Source organism: Streptomyces massasporeus, from assembly GCF_014648995.1.
GTDB lineage: Bacteria > Actinomycetota > Actinomycetes > Streptomycetales > Streptomycetaceae > Streptomyces > Streptomyces massasporeus.
On sequence record NZ_BMSE01000020.1, the window covers coordinates 23,147 to 44,379 of the forward strand.

At 73.2% G+C, this 21,233-nt stretch carries 16 protein-coding genes and 1 pseudogene; 4 read left to right on the plus strand and 13 right to left on the minus strand.

The window, feature by feature from the left end; translation table 11 throughout:
• Positions 1-27 precede the first annotated feature (27 nt).
• From IE153_RS32800 to IE153_RS32810, 3 genes are all read left to right on the plus strand, one after another.
• Positions 28-411 (plus strand): VOC family protein, encoded by a 384-nt coding sequence (locus IE153_RS32800; protein ID WP_189593481.1) that lies wholly within the window; start codon positions 28-30, stop codon positions 409-411.
• Between the two features lie 119 nt (positions 412-530).
• Complete coding sequence (locus IE153_RS32805; protein ID WP_189593372.1) at positions 531-1,580, plus strand: hypothetical protein; 1,050 nt, start codon at positions 531-533, stop codon at positions 1,578-1,580.
• A 2-nt stretch (positions 1,581-1,582) separates the two neighbouring features.
• Complete coding sequence (locus tag IE153_RS32810; protein ID WP_189593373.1) at positions 1,583-2,692, plus strand: hypothetical protein; 1,110 nt, start codon at positions 1,583-1,585, stop codon at positions 2,690-2,692.
• A gap of 29 nt (positions 2,693-2,721) precedes the next feature.
• Here IE153_RS32810 and IE153_RS32815 read toward each other — a convergent pair whose 3' ends face one another.
• The 11 genes and pseudogenes from IE153_RS32815 to IE153_RS32865 all read right to left on the minus strand — a co-directional run bounded on the left by IE153_RS32815 (position 2,722) and on the right by IE153_RS32865 (position 14,040).
• On the minus strand, positions 2,722-3,099 hold the full coding sequence (locus tag IE153_RS32815) for a VOC family protein (protein ID WP_189593374.1): 378 nt from the start codon (positions 3,097-3,099) through the stop codon (positions 2,722-2,724).
• Positions 3,100-3,121: 22 nt separating this feature from the next.
• A complete protein-coding gene (locus tag IE153_RS32820; RefSeq protein WP_189593375.1) occupies positions 3,122-4,402 on the minus strand; it encodes an ABC transporter substrate-binding protein in 1,281 nt (426 codons plus the stop codon).
• A complete protein-coding gene (locus IE153_RS32825) occupies positions 4,399-5,538 on the minus strand; it encodes a branched-chain amino acid ABC transporter permease (protein ID WP_189593376.1) in 1,140 nt (379 codons plus the stop codon). The genes IE153_RS32820 and IE153_RS32825 overlap by 4 nt, the downstream gene beginning before the upstream one ends.
• Positions 5,531-6,427, minus strand: coding sequence for a branched-chain amino acid ABC transporter permease (locus IE153_RS32830; RefSeq protein WP_189593377.1), 897 nt, complete (start codon positions 6,425-6,427; stop codon positions 5,531-5,533). The genes IE153_RS32825 and IE153_RS32830 overlap by 8 nt, the downstream gene beginning before the upstream one ends.
• A complete protein-coding gene (locus IE153_RS32835; RefSeq protein WP_189593378.1) occupies positions 6,424-7,224 on the minus strand; it encodes an ABC transporter ATP-binding protein in 801 nt (266 codons plus the stop codon). Before IE153_RS32835 ends, IE153_RS32830 begins: the two co-directional genes overlap by 4 nt.
• Complete coding sequence (locus tag IE153_RS32840; protein WP_189593379.1) at positions 7,221-8,063, minus strand: ABC transporter ATP-binding protein; 843 nt, start codon at positions 8,061-8,063, stop codon at positions 7,221-7,223. Before IE153_RS32840 ends, IE153_RS32835 begins: the two co-directional genes overlap by 4 nt.
• A gap of 336 nt (positions 8,064-8,399) precedes the next feature.
• Entirely contained in the window at positions 8,400-9,668 is a 1,269-nt protein-coding gene (locus IE153_RS32845) for a PucR family transcriptional regulator (protein ID WP_189593380.1), read from the minus strand.
• Between the two features lie 192 nt (positions 9,669-9,860).
• A pseudogene (locus IE153_RS32850) lies at positions 9,861-11,531 on the minus strand (LuxR C-terminal-related transcriptional regulator); the annotation flags it as partial.
• Positions 11,532-11,962: 431 nt separating this feature from the next.
• Positions 11,963-12,370, minus strand: a complete 408-nt coding sequence (locus IE153_RS42630) for a LysE family translocator (RefSeq protein WP_308432221.1) — start codon at positions 12,368-12,370, stop codon at positions 11,963-11,965.
• A 318-nt stretch (positions 12,371-12,688) separates the two neighbouring features.
• The gene (locus IE153_RS32860; RefSeq protein ID WP_189593381.1) at positions 12,689-13,252 is read right to left on the minus strand and encodes a snapalysin family zinc-dependent metalloprotease; all 564 of its coding nucleotides are present in this window, start codon (positions 13,250-13,252) and stop codon (positions 12,689-12,691) included.
• 137 nt (positions 13,253-13,389) lie between these two features.
• Positions 13,390-14,040, minus strand: coding sequence for a LysE family translocator (locus IE153_RS32865; protein WP_189593382.1), 651 nt, complete (start codon positions 14,038-14,040; stop codon positions 13,390-13,392).
• 204 nt (positions 14,041-14,244) lie between these two features.
• Here IE153_RS32865 and IE153_RS32870 point away from each other — a divergent pair, with 204 nt between their 5' ends.
• Positions 14,245-15,639, plus strand: a complete 1,395-nt coding sequence (locus IE153_RS32870) for a HEAT repeat domain-containing protein (protein ID WP_229829287.1) — start codon at positions 14,245-14,247, stop codon at positions 15,637-15,639.
• A gap of 61 nt (positions 15,640-15,700) precedes the next feature.
• Here IE153_RS32870 and IE153_RS32875 read toward each other — a convergent pair whose 3' ends face one another.
• Positions 15,701-17,044 carry a M1 family metallopeptidase gene (locus tag IE153_RS32875; protein ID WP_189593383.1) on the minus strand — a complete coding sequence of 448 codons (1,344 nt, stop codon included), beginning with the start codon at positions 17,042-17,044 and terminating at the stop codon, positions 15,701-15,703.
• Between the two features lie 77 nt (positions 17,045-17,121).
• On the minus strand, positions 17,122-20,988 hold the full coding sequence (locus IE153_RS32880; protein WP_189593384.1) for a Pls/PosA family non-ribosomal peptide synthetase: 3,867 nt from the start codon (positions 20,986-20,988) through the stop codon (positions 17,122-17,124).
• Between the last annotated feature and the right edge of the window lie 245 nt (positions 20,989-21,233).

Sequence of the window (21,233 nt, forward strand, 5' to 3'; positions counted from 1 at the left end):
GGGCGGCGCTCGGGCAGGCTGACGCGCATGGTTTCGGTGGTGCAGAACATGGCGATCGACTGTACGGACGCCTACGAGTTGGCCCGGTTCTGGAGTGAGGTGACCGGTTGTCCGCTGCATCCGCAGGACGGGCCGGGCGACCGGGAGGTTCAGGTGATGCTTCCGGAGGGCCCGCTGCTGAACTTCAACCAGGTGCCGGAACCGAAGACGGTCAAGAACCGGATCCACCTGTGCCTGCGGCCGACGACCTCGCGCGAGGAAGAGGTCGAGCGGCTGCTGAAGCTCGGAGCCACCCTGGTCTCCGATCGCCGGAAGCCCGACGGCGCGGGCTGGGCCGTCCTCGCCGACCCCGAGGGCAATGAATTCTGCGTCCTGCGCAGCGAGTCCGATCGGGCTGCGACGCCTTCCTGAGTCTCGGACGCACCTCGGACACGGCGTACGGGAGCAGCGCGGTGATTGGCCGTGTGACGTCTGTTCAGGGTGGGCGGTCCGCAATAGCGTGAGCGGCCTTCGCGTTCTGGGGAGGTCTCGTGAACGGGCTTCGCGCGGTCGTCGTCTGCCTCGTGATCGCGTGTGCCGCGGTGGTGGCGCCGGCCGCCGCCGTGTCGCCGGGCTGGTCGGCACTGCCCGTGCCGGCGGCGACCCCGCCCGTGACCGTGTCCGACCTCGCCGCCCGCGGGCCGGGCGAGGCGTGGGCGACCGGGTACGAGCAAGCAGCAGACGGACCACGACCGATGCTGTACCGGTGGGACGGCACCGCGTGGAGCCGGGACACCGGCTTCCCCGGCGCCGGTGAACCGGGCCTGCTCGGCAAGGTCCAGTTCGTCGGCGAGGAGGTGTGGATCTTCCACGACCGCTGGGGCACGGCGGAGATTCTGCGCCGGTCGGCAGCGGGGTGGAGCACCGTGCCACTGCCGCAGACCCTGTGGACGTACCAGGACTTCACCGCCGTGGCGGGTGCCGCGTGGGTGGTGGGTGAGGACGACACCGGGCTGAAGGTCCTGCACTACGACGGATCCCGCTGGACCGCGCAGTCGACCCCGGACGGTGTCCGGTACCTCATGGGGATCACCGCGCGCACGGCCGCCGACGCCTGGGCCTGGGCGGACACCACCACCGGGGCTGCCGTCCTGCGCTGGGACGGCACGCTGTGGCGGGACGCGAAGGTGCCGCTGCCGCCGGACAGCAACGTGCACACGATCCTGCCCGAACCGTCCGGTCGGGTCACGATCGGCGGCAGCCGGTACGTCGACGGCGCGCCCCGCACCTACCTGACGACTTGGAACGGACACACCTGGCGCACCACGTACCCCCCGTTGGGCGACACCTCCGCCGAGGCCATGGTGCGCGGCCCGGACGGGGCACTGTGGCTGCCGGTGCGCAGCGACCGCGCCTTCCAGTCGAAGTACGCACGGGTGGACGGCTCGCGCACCGCCTTCTCCTACGGCCCCGAGCGCACCCGCGCTATCGACGTCAAACCCCGTGCCCTGGCGAGGGCCGGGTTCTCGCTGCTGTCCTTCGGGACCGTCGAGATCTACGGCTCGAAGCCGAACCTGATGAGCGAGCGGCTGGGAGGCTGACCATGGCACGCCGACTTCTTCTCGCGGCCCTCGCCGTCGCCATGACCGTCACGGTCGGCATGAGCTCGGCCACGGCGCAGACGCCGTCCTGGCAACACGTTCCCGTCCCGGCGCAGGTACGCCCCCAGGCCGGGTTGAACGAGGCCGTGGCGTTCGGGCCGGACCAGGCGTGGGCGGTGGGTGCCGACGCCGTAGGCCGCGAGGCGCCGGGCTTCCCGCTGGTGCTGCGCTGGGACGGAACGGCGTGGCAGCGCCCGAGTCTGCCCGGGGTCCGCTGGCAGGGGGAGCTGCTGTCCGTCGCCGCGACCTCACCGACCTCGGTCTGGGCGGTGGGCCGCGACGCGGCGGGCGGCGCCCACCTGCTCCGCTACGACGGCACCACCTGGGGCGAGAGCCGGCCGCCGCACGGTGTGGCGCTCACCAAAGTCGTCACCGGCGGCGGTGAGACCTGGCTGATCGGTTCGCGGGACGGCGCTCAGGTGCTGCTGCGCCAGGACGGGCACGACTGGCGGGACGTGCCGGTGCCGCCGGGGGCCGTGTACGGCCTGCACATCCTGGCTGCCGACGACGTCTGGGCCGCGGGCGCCACCGACTCCGGTGCGGCCGTGGCGCACTGGGACGGTCAGGCCTGGCAGCAGACGATCGTGGACGGCTTTCCGCGGTCGGCCGTGGGCAGTGTGCTGGCGGTGTCGCCGACGGAGGTGTGGGCGGGTGGCACGGCCGGGTTCGTCGGCGGTCCGGTGGGCCGGCCGATTCCGCCCCTGCTGGTCCGCTGGGACGGGCAGGCGTGGAGCCGGGTGACCGTGCCGGCCGACTTCGGTTCGGTCACCTCCCTGACCCCCGCCGCATCCGGATCACTGGCCTGGGTGTCGGTGGCCCGCTCGCAGAGGTGGGGACCGCCGGGCAGCACTCCCCCGCTTGTCCCCGGGCCGGACTTCCTCGCCTGGAACGGGCAGTCGTTCACCGAGTACGGCGAACCGGCGGTGGCCGGGGAAGGCGAATCCTCGATGCTCCGGCTGACACCGGTGCCGGGCACGGCGACGGTGTGGTCGACCGGCCGTGCCGACGGCCCCGAAGGCACCTTCGCTCCGCGCATCCTGCGGTTCGGCTGAGCCGACCTACCGAGGCGTGTGCCTGTTCCTCAGTGGCGGACCAGGCAGAACGGGTGCCCCGCAGGGTCGGCATAGATCCGCCAGCTCCGCCCGTCGGCACCGGCGTCCAACACCGTTGCCCCGTGGGCCAGTACCTGCTTCCCGGCCCGGTCCAGGTCCGCGACGCCGAAGTCGAGGTGGAACTGCTGTGGCCGGGTCGGATCCGGCCACAGCGGCGGGTGGTGATCGGCTGCCCGCTGGAACGCCAGGACGACACCGGACGGCGTGTGCAGCGTCGCCCAGTCGTCGCTCAACGTCCACCGCCGGTCCGGCTGGTTGACGGTGCCGCCCAGGATCGACCGGTAGAACGCGGCCAGTTGCATCGGTTCGGGGCAGTCGAGCACCACACATTGCAGGTCAGCGATCACGGGCCGATCCTAGGACCCGCCGTCAGTTCCGCGAAGCGAGATACTGCTTGACGCCCGGCGCGATGTGGGCGTTCTCAACGTTCACGGCGGCTCCCACCGCCTTGGCGTCCGGCTTGTGCACATAGGTCGAGGTGCTCGCGGGCCGTGCCTTGTCGGAGAAGTTCTGCGGCGAGCCGAGGCCGACATCGACGCTGGACTGGGAGCGGTGGGCCTTGACCACGTCCTCGCGGGCCAGACTTCCGTTCTCGCAGGCCTTCTTCAGGTCGGTGCCCATCACCTGAGCGGCGTTGTAGCCGGAGAGCACGCCGGAGTCGACCAGGGAGCCCGGGTACTTCTTCTTGTACGAGGCGACCATCTTGCGGACCCCGGCCACATCGGAGCTGACCGCGGGGACGGCGCTGACCACGTTCAGCATGGCCGCCAGGGCCGGGGCGGCCGGTGTCTTCATCAGCTGCGGGGCGTAGCCGGGGGCGCTGCTGACGACGGGTACCTTCAGGCCCCGGGAGGCCGCGACCCCGACCAGTGAGGCCGTCTGGGCCGGTCCGGCGCTGATGAGGATCGCCTTGACGCCCTCCTTGCGCAGCGCCGAGACCTGCGCGGACAGATCGGTGTCCGTCGCCTTGATCTTCTGGCCGGCGACCTTCAGGCCCGCCTTCTTCGCGGCCCACTGCGAGCCCTCCAGCGCGTTCGCGCCGTAGTCGCCCTCGAAGTAGACGTGGCCGATCGTGTCGCCCTTCGCCAGGCCCTTGGTGCGGGTGAGGAAGTCGACCGCGGCGATCATGTCGATGTCGTAGGTGGTGCCGAGGACCTGGACGGAGTCCCGGTCGAGCAGGGAGGCGGCCCAGGCCTGCGGGAAGGTGAGCACCTTGTCCCGTTCGATGTCGTCGAGCAGTGCGGCCATCACGGGCGAGCCGATGACCTGGGGCAGGGCCACGACGTCCGTGGAGATGTCGGCGTAGGCGGTGACGGCCTTCTGGACGTCGTAGCCGTGGTCCTTGACGACGATCTCGATGCGGCGGTCGCAGATGCCGCCGCGGGCGTTGACCTCGTCGGCCCACATCTGCTGAGCCTGCACGATGCTCTTGCCGAGGGTGGCGTAGGGGCCGGTGAGGTCCGTCAGGGCGCCGAGTCTGATGGTCTTGTCGGTGACTCCGGGGCCGGTCTTGATGCCGTCGGCGCCGTCGTCGGTGCTTCCGGAGGAGTCTGCCTTGGAGCTGCATCCGGTGCCCGCGAGCAGCAGGGCCGCGAGGGCGGTGGCCAGCAGTGTTCTGGTGCGTGGTGCGGTGTGGTGCGTGGACTTCACGGGGTGGGCTCCTTGGTTCGTGCGGCTGACGTGGGCGGCAGGGAAGCGGAGGCGGTGCCGACGGGTGGCGGGGCGGCCCGGCGGCGGCGCAGGCGTGCGCGCAGGCGGCGGACCAGGCCGTGCAGGCCGTCGGGGGCGAAGAGGAGGATCAGGACGATCGCCGCTCCGTAGAGGTAGCGGGCGGCCTCGGTGGGGCCGACCGTGCCGTCGGTGGTGCCGGGGGCGGCCACCAGCGGGAGTTGGTCGGCGTAGCGGGTCATCAGCAGCGGCAGGGCGGTGACGAAGACGGCGCCCGCGGTGGCTCCGGCCACCGATCCGAGCCCGCCGATGACGATCATGGCGAGGTAGTCGACCGACAGCACCAGGCCGAAGTAGTCGGGCACCACCCGGCGGAAGGAGAGGGCGAGCATCACCCCGGCCAGGCCCGCGTACATCGACGAGACGACGAAGGCCGCCGAGCGGTGCCGGGCGACGTTCACGCCCATCACGGCCGCCGCGGTCTCGCTGTCGCGCAGCGCCACCAGAGCGCGCCCGGGACGGCCGCGGAGCAGTCCGCGGGCGGTGAACCAGGTGACCGCGAACAGGGCGATGCCCAGGTACCAGAGTCGTTCCTCGGCGCCGAACGGCACGCCGAGCAGGGTCAGTTCGGAGTCTGCGGAGAAGGAGAAGCCGCCGAGTTCCAGCGGCGGCACCGAGCGGCCGTTGAATCCGCCGGTGACGGAGTCCGCGGTGAGCAGGACGTGGTGCCCGAGGAAGACCAGGGCGAGGGTCGCGACGCCCAGGTAGATGCCGCGTACCCGTCCGGCGACGGGGCTGAAGAGCCCGCCGGCCGCCCCGGCGAGCAGGACCGCGAGTACGGCGGCCGGGGCGGTGGGCAGTCCGGGCCCGGGTTCACCGGCCAGCCATACGTAGCCGTAGGCGCCGACGGCGAGGAAGAAGGCGTGGCCGAGGGAGAGCTGGCCGGCGGTGCCGGACAGCAGGCCGAGGCCCACCGCGCCGATGGCCGCCGCCATCGAGAACAGGCCGATGCGCAGCCAGAACGCGTCGAGGTAGAAGGGCAGCGCGAGGAGGACGACGACGGCCGCCGAGGTCCAGCCGACGCGGACGGCGCCGGCACGGGAGAGTCGCTCAGACACGGACCGCCGCCTTTCCCCCGAACAGCCCGGTCGGCCGCACCAGCAGCACCAGGACCATCACCGCGTAGGGGGCGACGTCGCCGAACCCCTCGCCCAGCACGTGCAGGTCGGACTGGTAGCCCGCGACGAGCGCCTCGGTCATGCCGATCAGCAGGCTGCCCGCGAGGGCACCCGGTGGCGAGGCCATCCCGCCGAGGATCGCCGCCGGGAACGCCTTCAGGGCGATCTGCCCCGTCGTGCGCTCCAGCCCGGGCGCCGGGAACGCGGCGAGGAACACCGCCGCCAGGGCGGCCAGGGCTCCGGCCAGGCACCAGGCGAGCATGCGGATCCGCACCAGTCGTACGCCCATCAGGGAGGCCGCCTCGACGTCCTCGGCCGCGGCGCGCAGCGACAGGCCCCAGGAGGTGTACCGGAACAGGGCGAAGACACCGGCGATGACCATGCCGGAGACCACGATCGCGGCGATCCGGCTGTCCGCGACGGTCACGGGACCGAGCCCGCTGACCGAGTCGCCCCAAGGGTCGCCGAGCGAGAGCAGGTCACCGCCGATACGCCGGGACAGGTCGGTGAGGATGAGGATGTCGACGCCGATGGTGACGATGGTCTGCACATGGGCGCCGTGCGGGTCCGGCCCGCCGGCCTGGAGCAGGAAGCGGTCCATGACACCGGCCACGGCCGCCGTCGCCAGCACGGACACCGCGAGTGCCCCGGCGAAGCCGAGGTCGTCGTGGAGTACGGCGGTGAGGTAGCCGCCGAGCAGGAGCAGGGAGCCGTGGGCGAAGTTCATGACGCCGGAGGCCTTGAAGATGATGACGAAGCCGAGCGCGACGAGGGCGTAGACCGTGCCCAGGGCGAGGCCGTTGAAGAGGGTGTCCAGAAGGGTGGTCATGCCGCGTCCTCCTGTTCGGCGCCGGTGCCGAGGTAGGCGCGCAACACCTCGGGGTCGCCGCGGACCTCGTCGGGAGTGCCGTGCGCGATGGCCCGGCCGAAGTCGAGGACGGTGACCTCGTCGGCGAGCCGCATCACCAGACCCATGTCGTGCTCCACCAGTACGACGGACAGGCCGAGCTCGGCGCGCACGGCGTGCACGACCTCGACCGTCCGGGCCCGTTCGGCCGCGTTCATCCCGGCGACCGGCTCGTCCAGCAGCAGGACGCTGGGCTCCAGACAGAGGGCGCGGGCGAACTCCACGCGTTTGCGGTCGCCGTAGGAGAGCAGGGCGACGGGGCTGTCGAAGTGGTGCCCGAGCCCGGTGAGTTCGGCGATCTCGCGGGCCCGGGCGAGGTGTGCGCGCTGTTCGCGCCGCACGTGCGGCAGGCGCAGCGCGCTGGCGGCGAATCCGGCCCGGGACAGGGCGTGGCGGCCGAGCATCAGGTTGTCGGCGACCGTGCCCTGGGTGGTGACGATGTTCTGGAAGGTGCGGGCCACGCCGAGCGCGGCGATGCGGTGGGGCGCCAGCCGGGTCAGGTCGGCATCGCCGAGCCGTACGGTGCCGGTGGCCGGGCGGCACAGGCCCGACAGCACGTTGAAGCAGGTGGACTTGCCCGCTCCGTTGGGTCCGATGAGCGCGTGGACGGAGCCCGGGGCGACGGTGAAGGACACCGCGTCGAGGGCGGTGAGCCCGGCGAAGCGGACGGTCACGTCCGTCACGGCGAGTTCGGGCGGTGCGGTGGTGCGGACGGTCACGCGGCTCCCTGCCCCTCGGTGGTTCCGGCTCTCTGTGCGGTCTCGGCGCCTTCTTCGGCGGCCTCGGCGCCTTCCTCGGTGGTCTCGCCCAGGTACAGCCGCTTCACGGCGTCCGTGCGGGCGAGTTCTTCGGCGGGCCCGGAGAGGCGTACTTCGCCGACCTCCAGGACGTGGGCGGTGTCGGCGAGGGACAGCGCCATGCCCGCGTTCTGCTCGACGAGCAGCACGGCGGTGCCTTGCGCGTTGATCTCGCGGACGACCTCGGCGATCCGGTACACCATCTGCGGGGCGAGGCCCAGGGAGGGCTCGTCGAGCAGGAGGAGGCGGGGCGCGGCCATGAGGGCCCGGCCGATGGCGAGCATCTGCTGTTCGCCGCCGGAGAGCAGGCCCGCCGCCTGCCGGGTGCGTTCGGCCAGGCGCGGGAAGAGCGTGAAGACCCGCTCCCGGGCCTCGGAGACCTGGTCCGGGCGGCGCCGCCCGAGGCCGAGGCCGCCGGAGCGCAGGTTCTCGTCGACGGTGAGCCCGGCGAAGACCCGGCGCCCCTCGGGGACCTGGACGACCCCGGCGCGCACCGCGGCGACCGGGTCCCGCCCGTCGAGTTCCGTGGCGCCGTAGCGGATACGGCCGGCCGTGACCGCGCCGCGGTGCAGGCGCAGGGTGCCCGACACCGCCCGCAGCAGGGTCGTCTTGCCCGCGCCGTTGGCGCCGAGCAGGGCGACGACCGTGCCGTGCGGGACGGTCAGGGACACGGAGCGAAGGGCGGACACGGCGCGGCCGTAGGTCACGTCGAGGCCCTCGACGTGCAGGGCGGGCTCCTCGTCCGGTGGTGCTTCGGGCATCACGGCTCCTCGGATCCGTGCCGTCGGGCACGGGTGCTTCGGGGGAAGGGCAGCTCACGACAGCACGGGCGCGGAGGGGCGGTACAGGTGTTCGGGCCGGGTGGCTGCACGCTCCCAACGCGGGTGGGCGGGGATTGTGCGGCTGCCCAGGGGTGGGGCGCGATCCGGGCCAACGGGGGGCCCGGGGGTGGGGGCGCGATCCGGGCCAACGGGGGGTGCCCGGGGGTGGGGGTGTGATCCGGGGCGGCGGGGAGCTGTGCGATTGACCAGGGGCGGGGTGCGCAACCCGCGCCGGGGTTCGGTTGCGCCCCCTGCGCAACCCTGAGGAATCTCCGGTCAGCCGCGCGGCAGTCGGCGCGCCGTCAGTGCGAGGCTGATCTCCACCACGTCGTGCGGGCGGGCCAGGGAGCGGCCGATGAGCTGCTCGCAGCGGCGCAGGCGGTTCAGGACGGTGTTGCGGTGGCAGTACAGCCGTTCACCGGCGCGCTGGGCGGAACCCTCGCAGGCGAACCAGGCGACCAGGGTGTCCAGCAATACGTCGCGGTCGGCCGGTTCCAGGCGGAGCAGGGGGCCGAGCACCCGCTCGGTGAGGGTCGCGCCGAGCTCCGGGCAGGAGACGACCAGTGCCTCGGGGAGGTGCTCGGTGAGCCGGACCGTGCCGCCTTCCGGTGGGCAGATGCTCAGAGCCAGGTCGGCCAGGCGCCGGGCGTCGCCGACGGCGGCGAGTCCCGTCACGGCGCTGCCGACGCCGATCCGGCGGCCGGCCGGGGCGTCGGCGGTCAGGTCCAGGGCCGCGAGGGGGTCCCGGTCGGGCTCCCTGTCGCCTTCGTCGGCGACCAGGACGATGCCGTGGTCCACCTCCACTCCCGAGTGGAGGTACGCGCTCCCGCCGATCGGAAGATCATGCGGCGGGCCGCCGGCGATCGCGACGACGACGTACCGGCCGTGCTCCGGCAGGCTCAGCCTCTCGGCGGTCTCGGGCAGGTCCGCGATCCTGCTCGTACCGTCCAAAAGGGCCGCGGCCAGCAGGCGCACCCTGTTCTCGCGCCGCCAGGCGAGCTGCCGCTCGGCCTGCCGGTAGGCGTCCGCCACGAGGGTGCAGTGCTCGTCGACGAAGTTCCACACGTCGGTGGCCACGTGCACCAGGAGCCGGATGTCCTCGGGCTCCGAGCGGGTGGTCTCCTCGACCAGCCGCTGCCACACCAGGGACCCGCCCAGCCGGAACGCGTGCAGCAGGGCGTCCAGCGGCAGTCCCTGCTCGGCCCGGGTGGCGCCGATCCGCCAGGTGCAGCGGTGGGCGGCCTCACGGGTGCCGCGCGGGTCGAGCAGCGAGGTCACGCTGTGCCGCAGCGAGCGGTGCACCTCCTGCCAGGTGGCCGCGTGATCGTTCTCCAGCGCGGTCCGGTACGCCGGTTCCTGCTCGCGCAGGACCGCCAGCAGCCGGTCGGTCAGGTCCGGCAGGTCGTCCAGCAGGACGCGGGCGGCCCGGTGCAGGACGCGCAGCGCGTCGGCGTCGATCAGCGACCGGATCCGCCGTGACCGCGGCTGCGGAACCGGTGTCGGCCCGGTGCGGAACGTCGTACGAGTGCGTGCGGCAGGATGCATGGCGGTCCTCCCCCGACATCGGCCTTCCGGCGGCCCCCGGCGCCGTCCGGGCGCGGCGGCGTCCGGCGGGTGCGCCGGCCGTGCGGCCGTCGTCACCCGTGTAGTGCTGCTTCGAAGGATGACATACCGTCCGGTCGGTCCCCAGGGTCGTGCGGTGTCTTCTCGATGCTGCCGCCGAGATTTCCGGGGGGCTCAGCGCTGCTCTTGATCGACCATGCGGGCCAGTTCGATGCGGGAGCGCACGCCGAGGGCGGCGAAGACGTTGCGCAGGTGGTAGTCGACCGTGCGGGTGCTGACGGCCAGCCGCTGGGCCACTTCCCGGTTGGTGGCGCCCTCGGCCACGTGGCGTGCGATGCGCAGTTGCTGCGGCGTCAGCCCCGACAGCCCCACGGCCCCTTCCTTCCCGGACGCGGCTCCGTTGGCGCGCAGTTCGCCCCGGGTCTGGTCGGCCCAGGCTCCGGCGCCGCAGCGGTCGAAGCCGACCAGGGCGGCTCCGAGCCGGCCGCGCGCCTCCCGCAGCCTGCGGCGACGCCGCAGCCACCGGCCGTACAGGAGCTCGGTGCGGGCCCGCTCGAAGTCGCCGCCGGACTCGTCGTGCAGGGCGAGCGCCCGCAGGTAGAGGTCGTCGGCTTCCCGGTCGTCCGGGGCGAGCAGGGCCCGGCAGCGCGCGTGCTGGGCCGGCGCGTGCGGATCGGCACCGAAGGAGGCCCATCGGGCGAGGTCGTCGACGACGCCCCGCGCGTCCTCCGGCTGCCCGGCCAGCACCGCGGCCTCCACGAAGCAGGGCGCGGCGAGCATCCAGACGGCGAAGTGACCGCGCCGCGGGCCGGGACCGACGAGAGGCCCGAGCCGGTCGGCGGCGTCCAGGGGACGACCGCGGGCCAGGTCGGCGCGGGCGGTGGCCCACTCGGCCAGGGTCGCGGCCTGGGCCAGGCCGTGGCGACGGGCGGTGGCCAGGGCGGCCGAGGCGTACCGGGCCACCGCGGTGGTGTCCCCCTCGATCGAAGCGGCCAGGGCGAGCATCGCGTGATGGCTCGCCGCGGTGTTGCGGTGACCGGCCACGAGCGCCGCGCGCACGCCCTCCTCGGCGTGGGCGCGCGCCTGGGCATGACGGCCGGCGCGCAGTTCGCCGTAGGCCAGGTACTCCAGGGCGCGTGCCTCGAACGCGGCGCATTCGGTGGTCCGGGCGGCCGCGAGGGCGCGGGCCCCGGCGGTGCGGGCCGCGTGGACGTCCCCGAGCAGCAGGGCCGCCGCCGACGCGCGCAGCAGCCGCTCCGGCCGGTCGTCGCGGCGGGCTCGGTCCAGCACGCGCCGCAGGGGCCCGGCGGCGTGCTCCGGCCGCCGGGCCAGCAGGGCACGCATACCGTCGCGGTAGTCCCGGAGGAACGGGTCGCGGACCCACCCGCCCGGTCGGGTCCCGGGGGCGGAAAGCTCCGGTGGCCCGCCCCCTGCGGGCGGAAAGGTGGGGTGAGTGAGGCCGGGCGGTCGTGGGGTGTCGGGGCCACATGTGACACCGGGCGGTGGTGAGCCGTCGGTGTCCATCGCAGGCGCGCTGTCCTCGCCTGTCGTCGAAGCACCTCCCTCGACGGCCGTCGAGGCACCACCCGCACGGGTCGTCGCGGCACCCCCGTCACCGGCGACGAACCCGGTTGCGGCGCGGCCGTCCGCCGGCCCTGGCACGTCCGTGCCGTCGAGGGTGGTCAGGCAGGCCACCACGTCGCCGGACGCCCAGGCGGCGTCCGCCGCGCCGAGATGTGCGGCTTCGGCGGTCTCCGGGGCGTCGGCTGCCAGCAGGGACGCGGCGAGCAGCAGGGTCTCGCGCGCGTCGCCCACGGGACCGTCGAACAACTGACGCCTGCCGCGTGCGAGTTCCGCATGGCCACGGTCCTCGGCGGCCGATCGGGCGGCGTCGCGGCCGTTCCGGCTCCCTGCGCGGGGAGCCGTTCGCACCCTGCTGCTGTCTCCCGTCATCCCACGGAGGCTACTTGCGCGTAGGGAAGACCGGAAGGCTGACGTCCGCGCGCTCCGGCGTGCAAACCCTAGGCTCCACCTGCGCGTTGACCGGGCCCGGGCGGTGGACGGACGGGACCTGGGGTGTCTGCCACGTGCCCGCGGTCGGGCACCGCCGTTGGGCTGGCCGTGCCACTGTCGGGGACCGGCCGCCGCGCGCGGACCGGCAATGTCACCGGTCTTGGGCCGCCGCCCTCGGGCGTGCGCGCCGTCAGCGGGGAGGCAGCAGGCGTGGCCGGGCTGCGTGTCAGCCGCGGTCCCGGCCGGCGCGAGGCCGAAGCCGATCAGCACGACGCCCGTGGTCCGCCCGAGCGCACGGTGGACGCGGGTCTGTGCAGGACCGGCCCGGCCTTGGACAGCAGGAGCACGTAGCCGCCCAGCCAGGCGAGGGTGAGGAAGGTGTGGAGGAGGACGAGGAGCGCCTTGGCCCAGGCGGTGGGCAGCCGGGGCGGGGCCAGTGTGGGCAGCAGCCCGGTGCAGAAGGCGGCGTTCTTGGGGTTGAGGACATTGCCGACCAGGCCCGTCCGCCACGGGCTTCCGACGGCCGGGCCGGTCTCCGCGGCGGCGACGGCGGGTGCGGTACCGCGGTGCTGCCACTGCCTGCGCGCCCAGGACCACCAGAGGAAACGGGCCCTGCCCGCCCTCCAAGCCCGCGACTTCGACCTCGTCCTCGCCGAGGAGTACCCGGGCAACCCCAGCCCGCGGCCCGCCGAGCTCCAATGGGAAGACCTGCTCGACGCCCCCCTGCACCTCGCCCTGCCGGCATCGGTGTCCGCGCCGGATGCCGCCGCGCCGACGGCGGCACTGCGCTCTGTCGCGGATTACCCCTGGGTGATGGAACCCGAGGGCACGACCGTCCACCAGGCCCGCCCTCCGACGCGACGGGCCGGTCGGTTCCCCTGCCGTGCGGCGTGGTGACAGGGGAACCGTCGTGGCCCGCTTCCGCTACCGATCGACAGCGAGCCATCCCGAAGGGACGCGGGGCCTCTTCACGCGGGGCAGCGCAGGCGTCAGTCCACGATCACCGCGGCACGCACCGCCGGGGCCCGCCCGGCGAGTTCGCCGCCGAAGTTGCCCCCGACCTCAGCCTTCTCGGCCGCGTTCGGATACGGGTTCGTGCACGAAGTGCCCGCACTGGAACCGGACATCAGACTCGAGCAGGGTCCGGGCTTGCGATCCGGCAGGCCCAGGATGTGCCCGAGTTCGTGCGCGGAGATGCGGATCGTGTTGTAACCCTGATCGACGGCCTGGCGCCCGATGTACACGGTGCCGTTGCCCAGGGTCGTGGGCAGGGCGCGCGGCCAGCCGTTGTCCGCGAGAACCCGGATGTTCGCCCGCTGGCCGGTGGCGACCGGTCGCAGCTCGACGGCGTCGACGCTCTCGTTCCAGATGGCCGCGCCCCGGTCGACGGCACTCTTGAACTCGGCGGAGCCGCTGGCGTCGTAGGTCACGACACGGGCGGCCAGAGGGGCGTCCGACGTGTGGGGGGCGGCGGCCGCGATCTGTCCACCCGTCAGGGACAGGGACATCAGACAGGCAGCTGCGACACTGCCGGTCAGCAAACGGACGTGCATGATCGACCTCCTTGTGGGGGAAGGGGAGTCGTGCTCATGACATTCTTTAGCCCATTGCCCAGCCGGGTCATCATTGAATCCGTCAACCGGAGTACACCGACGGCCGGCATCTCCGCTCTCCCGACCCGCCCGGGCCGTCAGGCTGCGGCCGCGACCGAGACGCCGATGGCGATGAACAGCCAGCCCGTGGTCAGCTCCCAGCGGTGACGGATCGTCGGCCTCGAGAGCAGGGCCCGCAGTCGCGCGGCGACGAGGACGAGGGCGAACCAGTAGGCGACGCCGATGAGGATGTCCAGGGTGCCCAGGAAGAAGATCTGCTGCGCCAACGGCCCGTCACCGTCGACGAACTGCGGAAGGACGCTGAGGAAGAACAGGGCGGCCTTGGGATTCAGAAGATTGGTGAGGAACCCCTGAGTGAAGCCGGACCGGAAACGCCCGCCGGCGGGTCCGCCCCCCGGTGGGGCGTGAGGTGCGGCCTCCTTCACGTTCCGCCTCTCCCGAGCGGCCCGGCGGGCGGCGAGCACGGCTCGCACACCGAGATACACGAGGTAGGCCGCGCCCATCAGTCGGATGCCGTCGTACACCATCGGTGAGCGGGTGGCGATCACCGAAAGACCGGCCGCGGCGGCGAGCATGTGGACGCACAGCCCGGTCTGCGCGCCCAGCGCGGCGGCTCTGCCTTTCGAGGCATCCTCGGCGGCCGATCTGACCACCACGAGGAAGTCCGGGCCCGGTACCACGTACGCCACCAGCACAACGCCGAGGAAACCGATCAGGTCGACTGTCATCCGCCCTCCGCTCTTGCCCTGTCAAGCCCCCTGCGGCCAGGGCCCGTTGGTGCGACTGCGTGCACCGGCGCCGAGTACCCCGGCACGGGCGCCCGGACCACCCGAACCGTGCCGGGACGGACGTGATCACCGACGTTGACCTCGAACACACGGTCCAAGCACAATTTGCGGGCCTGCGTCCTGCGCCGGCGAACAGGGGGAAGCATGTGCGACAAATGTCCTGACCGCGAGACCATCGGTGCCCTCGCGCGGAATCCGGCGGCACCGGCTGACGTACTGACCAGGCTGCTGTCCGAGGAAGCCATCGCGGCCTGGGACACGCTGGCTTGGCGCGCGCTTCCGGACGAGGTGGTCGACGCCATCGTCGCGCACCCCGATCACAGGCTGCGGTCGGCGTTCGCCGCGAACCCCTCGGTGACGCCGGAACAACGCGCCCGGCTCGTCGACGATCCCGACGCACGGGTGCGCGAGGCTCTGGGCTACGGGCCCGACTGGTTCCGCATCCCCGTGGAGCCCTTGCCCGTGGCCGTCCAGAGGCGCCTGCTCGCTGACCATGAGGCACGGGTCCGCCGCAGCGCGGCCGGCTGCCGGTTCACGGCTCCGGATCTGATCGCCGGGCTGGCCGACCACCCGGACCCGGACCTCCGGGAGGCGGCGTGCCGCGCGTGGGGCCTGCTCTCCGACGACACCCGCGACCGTCTGCTCGGCGACGCCGACGAGGACGTACGTCAGGCGGCCATGATGAAGGCCTGCCGCGACGACGCGGGCTACACAGACCTCCTGCTCGAATCGGACCTCGGCTCCTTCGCCCGGCAGGAGGTGCTCCGCCACGGGGCCATGAGCACGGCGACCGCCGAACGACTCGCGGCGAGCGGCGCAGAGGCGGACCGGCGCGAACTGGCGGCCAACCGCGACGTGTCCATCGACATCGTCCGTACGCTGGCGGACGACGACGCGCACAGCGTCCGGCTGGCCGTGTCGGTACGCCCCGAGCTGACGGAGAGCGAACGCGCCGCCCTCGACATCACCATCACCTCGTCCGACCGGCTGTATCCGGTCGAATGGGTGCGCCGGTGCGCCGATCCCGACGTGCTGCGCCGGTGCGCCCGGTCGGCCAACATCCTCCTGCGCCGCAGCGCCGCCTGCGCTCCGCACCTGCCCGCCGACGCGGTCGAACTGCTCGCCGCCGACGACGACTACCCGGTGCGACTCCTGCTGTGCGAGAACCAGCCGAGCGTCGACGGCGAGGTCGTGCTGCAGACCTACCTGGACTGCAAGGTCATCACCAAGGGCGGTCTCCTCGGCCACGTCAACTTCCCTCGCACGGGCGCGGGGCGGCGCTTCGCCGACGATCCGGACCCGGAGAAGAGGTGGCTGGTGGGGCTCGACGAGCATGCGCCGGCCGACGTGGTGGTCCGGCTCCTCGCCGATCCCGAGAAGCGCGTGCGTGGCATGGCTGCCGCGCATCCCGCCCTGCCGGTCGACCTCGTCCTGGAGAGCTGCGAGGACCCGGAGCTCGCCTCCCGCGCGCTGAGCAACCCGGCCCTTCCGGCGGAGGTCATGCACCAGCAGCTCGACACCTTGGGCATCCCACGCTGACGCCGGCGGCGGGAGGGCCCGGGTCCACGCCGGTCGGCAAGAACCGCGGCGGGCGGGGATCCTAGCCCGCCGCGCGCCTCTCGGCCCCGGGCAGCGGCGGCAGCGTCGTCCCGTGGATCCATGCCTGCAGCAGTTCGTCCACCGGCTCGGTCGCGAAGCGCGCCACGTGCGTGGTGAAGGCCGCGGTCGTGACCGTGCCACCCCGGTGCAGTTGGCCCCAGCCGCGCAGCATGCGGAAGAAGGCGATGTCGCCCAGCGCGCAGCGCACGGCGTGCAGGACCAGCCCGCCGCGTTCGTAGAGCCGGTCGTCGAACATCGACTTGCGACCGGGATCCGACAGCCGCAGGTCCTGCGGCAGCGACGACAGCAACCGGTGTGCGGCAGACGCGAGTTGCTCCGCTGTGCGCCCGCCCGAGCGCTCCGACCACAGCCACTCCGCGTACTTCGCGAATCCCTCGTTGAGCCAGATGTGCCGCCAGTCGGCGATCGACACGCTGTTGCCGAACCACTGGTGCGCCAGCTCGTGCGCCACCAGCCGCTCCGAACCCCGCGCCCCGTCCACGTGGTTGGCGCCGAACAGCGACAGCCCCTGCGCCTCGACGGGCACGTCGAGCTCCTCCTCGGTCACCACGACCGCGTACTCGTCGAACGGGTACGGCCCGAAGAGCTCCTGGAACACCTCCATCATCTGCGGCTGGCGTGCGAAGTCCCGCGAGAAGTCGCCCAGCAGATGCGCCGGGATGTGCCCGTGCTGCGGGACCCCGCCCGGGCCCGGGTCGCCCAGCAGCACCGTCTGGTACTTGCCGATCACGAGGCCGACCAGATAGCTGGAGGTCGGCGCCGACTGCTCGTACACCCAGGTGGTGGTGCTCGCCTTGGTCGTCCGGGTCAGCAGACGTCCGCCCGCCACCACCGCGTACGCCGACGGCGTGGTGATCGAGAGCTGGTACGACGCCTTGTCCGCGGGCCGGTCGTTGCACGGGTACCAGGACGGTGCCCCGATGGGCTGGCTGGCCACCAGCGCCCCGTCCTCCAGCTCCTCCCAGCCGAGCCCGCCCCAGGGGCTGTTCACCGGCTCGGGGTTGCCCGACCAGTGCACCTCGACCGTGAAGGGCGCCCCGGCGCGGACCGGCTTGGCGGGACGCAGGCGCAGCCTGCCGCCGCGGTGCGTGTAGTGCGGCTGGCGTCCGTCGACGCGCACCCTGCCGATTTTGTAGTCGGCCAGGTTCAGCACGAACTCGGTGAGCGGCGCCCGTCCCGCTATGGCGTTGATGCGGGCCGTCCCGGAGAGCCGGTTCGGGCCCGGGCGGTAGTCCAGCGCGAGCTCGTACCGGTGCACCCGGTAGCGGGGGTCGCCGTGCTCCGGAAAGTACGGGTCCGCGCCCGCCGCCTGCTGGACTGCCACTGCCGTCTGATCTCCCTGCGCTGCGCTGCTGCCACTGCCTGCCGGTGCGTCGCCTCCCGGCTCCGAGTGACCCGCGCTCAGGGGCGCCATGCCTCGATCGGGTTGCCGAGCCAGCGGGTGTCGTCGGGGACGGACTCCGCGGCCATGACCAGCGACGCGGGACCCAGCGTGGTGCGGGCCCCGATCGTGCTGCCGGGCAGGACGATCCCGCCAGGGCCCAGCGTCGCGCCCTCACGGAGGACCACAGTATCCGTCCGCAAGATCCGGTCGTGGAAGAGGTGCGTCTGAAGGACGCAACCGCGGTTCACGGTGGCGGCGTCCCGGAGCGTCACCAGGTCCATCTCCGGCAGCCAGTAGCTCTCCACCCACACGCCCCTGCCGATCCGGGCGCCCAGGCCCCGCAGCCAGGCCGTCATCACCGGTGTGCCCGGCACCGCGCCCGCCAGCCACGGGACGGCGAGGACCTCGACGAAGGTGTCCGCCAGCTCGTTGCGCCACACGAAGGACGACCACAGCGGGTGCTCCCCGCTGCGGTGCCGCCCCACGAGCGTCCACTTCGCGACGATCGAGACGAGGGCCGCGACCCCGCCCGCCGCCAGCAGCACCAGCCCCGACAGCAGCGGCGCCCAGGCCCCCAGGGCGCACAGCGCGGCGATCGTCAGCACCGCCAGGCCCGCCGAGCAGAACACCGGCACGATCCGGCACAGCTCCACCAGACCGCGCGCCCACAGCAGCCGGGCCGACGGCTCGTAGGTGCGGCTCTGGTCTCCGTCGGCGGCGGCGCGCGGCAGCTTGACCGGCGGCAGCCCCAGGTAGGAGGTGCCCTTCTTGGCCTTCTTCGGGGTCGCCGACAGCACGCCGACCAGCCCGCCGTCCGGCACGCTCCGTCCGGGCGCCGTCATCCCCGAGTTCCCGAGGAAGGCCCGCCGCCCGATCTCGGCCCGGCCGATCCGCATCCAGCCGCCGCCTAGTTCGTAGGGCGCGGTCAGGGTGTCGTCGGCCAGGAACGCGCCCTCGCCGACGGTCGTCAGGCTGGGCAGCGCCAGCACGGTCGACACCTCGGCGCCGCGTCCGATCCGCATGCCGAGCAGCCGCAGCCACACCGGCGTGACCAGCCCGGCGTACAGCGGGAACAGCGTCTCGCGCGAGCGGTCCATCAGCTGCGTGACCGTCCAGGCCTGCCACCCGATCCGGCTGTGCGTGGGGTGCGTCCCCTCGCGCAGGCCGAGGCTCAGCAGCCGTACCGCGATCAGGAGCAGCACCGCGTACGCGAGTCCGTAGGTGAGCGTCGCCGGTACGACGGCCAGGGCGGCGCCGGTGAGGACCGAGCCGGGGGTGACGAAGGCGCGGGCGACGAGGAGCGCGGCCAGCCCCGCGAGCACCGGAAGCGCGGTGAGTGCGAGGCCGGTGAGGCCGTACATCACGCTCCAGTGCGTTCCCCGGCGCGGCCGTTCCTTCGGCCAGTTGCGCTTGGCCTTGCCCAGCTTGACCGCGGGCGCGCCCGCCCACCGCTGACCGGTGGGGATCTGCCCTGTGACGGCGGAACCAGGGGCCACCTCGGCGCGCTTGCCCACCCGGGCGCCGGGGAAGAGCACGCTGCGGGTGCCGACGACGGCGTGCGCGCCCACCTTGACCGTGCCGACCTCCAGCCGGTCGCCGTCCAGCCAGTAGCCGGACAGGTCCACCTCGGACTCCACGGCCGCGCCCCGCCCCAGCTTGAGCATGCCGGTGACCGGGGGCAGCGAGTGCAGATCGACGTCCGGGCCGACCCTGGCGCCCAGCGCCCGCGCGTACCGCTCCAGCCAGGAGCCGGTCAGCGAGGTCGCGCCGCTGAACTCGGCCAGCCGTTCGGCGGTCCACAGCCGCAGATGTACGCCGCCTCCGCGCGCGTACCTGCCGGGCTTCACGCCGCGCAGCAGCAGGCGCGCGCCGCCGGCGGCCAGGGCGAGCCGCCCCGGCGGGCTGAACAGCGCTACGGCTGCGACCGCAAGGAGCCACCAGGGGGCCGTGGGCAGCCACGCGTAGGCGGGCAGCAGATTGCCGAGTGCGGCCAGTGCCACGGTCCAGCGCAGCCCGAGGAGGGTGAAGAGCGGCACGAGGAGCAGCAGTTGGATGGCCTGGGCGCGCCTGGGCACCGGAGTGATCGTGCGCCGGGCCTCTTCGTCCTGCGCCGACTTCTCGAGCCGGCGGGCGAGCTTGCGCAGCACGGGCTGCTGGTAGATGTCCAGGACGGCCGCGCCGGGGTAGCGGGTGCGCAGCCGGGTGGTGAGCTGGGCGGCGGACAGACTGCCGCCGCCGATCGCGAAGAAGTCGTCGAAGGCGCTGGTGACCGGGATGCCGAGCACCTCGGTCCACTGCTCGGCGAGCCAGGCCTCGGTGCCGTAGAGCTGCTCGGCGGGGCCGCCCTGGTCCAGGTCCTTCAGCGGCCAGGGCAGGGCGCCCCGGTCGACCTTGCCCGACGTGCGGGTGGGCAGCTCCTCGACCGGGGCGAGCAACGGCACGAGCGCGGCGGGCAGTTCGGCCCGCAGTTTCTCGACGGCGGTGGCGTGGTCCCAGCCGTCCTGGGTGACGACGTAGCCGACGAGGAGCTGGTTGCCGCTGCGGGCGGTGCGTACGGCGGCCGCGGCTCCGGCGACCCCGGGCAGGGCCTGGAGTGCGGCGTCCACCTCGCCGAGCTCGATCCGCCGTCCGCCGAGCTTGATCTGCTCGTCGGCCCGGCCGAGGAAGACCAGCCCCTCGGGCTCGGCCCTGACGAGGTCACCGCTGCGGTACGCCCGCTCCCAGCCCAGGGATTCCAGGGGCGCGTACTTCTCCGCGTCCTTCTCGGCGTCGAGGTACCGGGCGAGACCGACCCCGCCGATCACCAGCTGTCCGCTGCCGCCCATGGGCACGGGCTCTCCGGCCTCGTCGACGACGGCCAGTTCCCAGCCGTCCAGGGGCAGCCCGATCCGGATCGGCTCCTGGCCGCTCATCAGCGAGGCGCAGGCCACCACGGTCGCCTCGGTCGGACCGTACGTGTTCCAGACCTCGCGCCCCTCGGTCACCAGCCGCTGGGTCAGCTCGGGCGGGCAGGCCTCGCCGCCGAAGATCAGCAGCCGTACGTCGTTGAGGGTCTCCGGCTCCCACAGGGCGGCGAGCGTGGGCACGGTCGACACGACGGTGATCTCCTGCTCGACCAGCCAGGGCCCGAGATCGGCGCCGCTCCTGACCTGCGAACGCGGCACCGGTACCAGGCAGGCGCCGTACCGCCAGGCCAGCCACATCTCCTCGCAGGAGGCGTCGAACGCCACGGACAGCCCCGCCATGACCCGGTCGCCGGGGCCGATCGGCTCCTCGGTGAGGAACAGCGCGGCCTCGGCGTCCACGAACGCGGCGGCGCTGCGGTGGGAGACGGCGACTCCCTTGGGCTTGCCGGTGGAGCCGGACGTGAAGATGATCCACGCGTCGTGCCCGACACCGGGGCGTGCGGCGGGGGTCTCACCGGCACCGTGCACGGTGATCTCGTGCCCGGCGCCGATGACGGCCCGCACGTCCGCCTCGCCGAACACCAACGCGGCCCGCTCGTCGGGGTCTTCGGCGTCGACGGGGACGTAGGCCGCGCCGGCCGCGAGTACGGCGAGGATCGCGGTGTACAGCTGGTTGGTGCCGGACGGCACCCGGACTCCGACCCGGTCCCCGAGCCCGACCCCGGCGGAGCCGAGCCGTCGCCGCAGCCGCTCCACCTCCGCGGCCAGTTCCCGGTAGGTGAGGCTGGTCGTGCCGTCGTCCAGGGCTGGCTCCTCCGGATACGACCGCACGGAGGCGTCGAAGAGGTCGACGAGGGTGCGTGGCGACGCCGCCGGGCGTCCCGAGAAGCGGGCCGCGTCACCGAACTCCTGCTGGATCTCCGCGCCGAGCTCATCGCCGAGCAGGCCGAGAGCGTCGCTCTCCTGTATGGCTGCCATCCGGTCCTCGCGTCTCGATCCCGGATGCCTCCGGGGCGCTGGCGGGCCCGCAGGTATGCCTGGGGTTGTCCGGCTCCAGCTCGGTAACAAGCCGGAAATCTTAGTACGACGCTAGATTTGGGCGCTTCGGAACGCCACTTGGGGCAGCCGTACGAGGGTGGGGCGGGGCCGATGGCACTGATGCTGACCAGGGGCTCGTCCGGCGAACGAGACTTCTCCCACACCGATGATCAGGTCGCCCCCCG

Bases quoted from the DNA above. Each gene is read 5' to 3' on its own strand.
- IE153_RS32830 (WP_189593377.1), bottom strand. From the start codon at position 6,427: ATGACCACCCTTCTGGACACCCTCTTCAACGGCCTCGCCCTGGGCACG.
- IE153_RS32865 (WP_189593382.1), bottom strand. From the start codon at position 14,040: ATGACAGTCGACCTGATCGGTTTCCTCGGCGTTGTGCTGGTGGCGTAC.
- IE153_RS32840 (WP_189593379.1), bottom strand. From the start codon at position 8,063: ATGCCCGAAGCACCACCGGACGAGGAGCCCGCCCTGCACGTCGAGGGC.
- IE153_RS32870 (WP_229829287.1), top strand. From the start codon at position 14,245: ATGTGCGACAAATGTCCTGACCGCGAGACCATCGGTGCCCTCGCGCGG.
- IE153_RS32880 (WP_189593384.1), bottom strand. From the start codon at position 20,988: ATGGCAGCCATACAGGAGAGCGACGCTCTCGGCCTGCTCGGCGATGAG.
- IE153_RS32860 (WP_189593381.1), bottom strand. From the start codon at position 13,252: ATGCACGTCCGTTTGCTGACCGGCAGTGTCGCAGCTGCCTGTCTGATG.
- IE153_RS32810 (WP_189593373.1), top strand. From the start codon at position 1,583: ATGGCACGCCGACTTCTTCTCGCGGCCCTCGCCGTCGCCATGACCGTC.
- IE153_RS32845 (WP_189593380.1), bottom strand. From the start codon at position 9,668: ATGCATCCTGCCGCACGCACTCGTACGACGTTCCGCACCGGGCCGACA.
- IE153_RS32800 (WP_189593481.1), top strand. From the start codon at position 28: ATGGTTTCGGTGGTGCAGAACATGGCGATCGACTGTACGGACGCCTAC.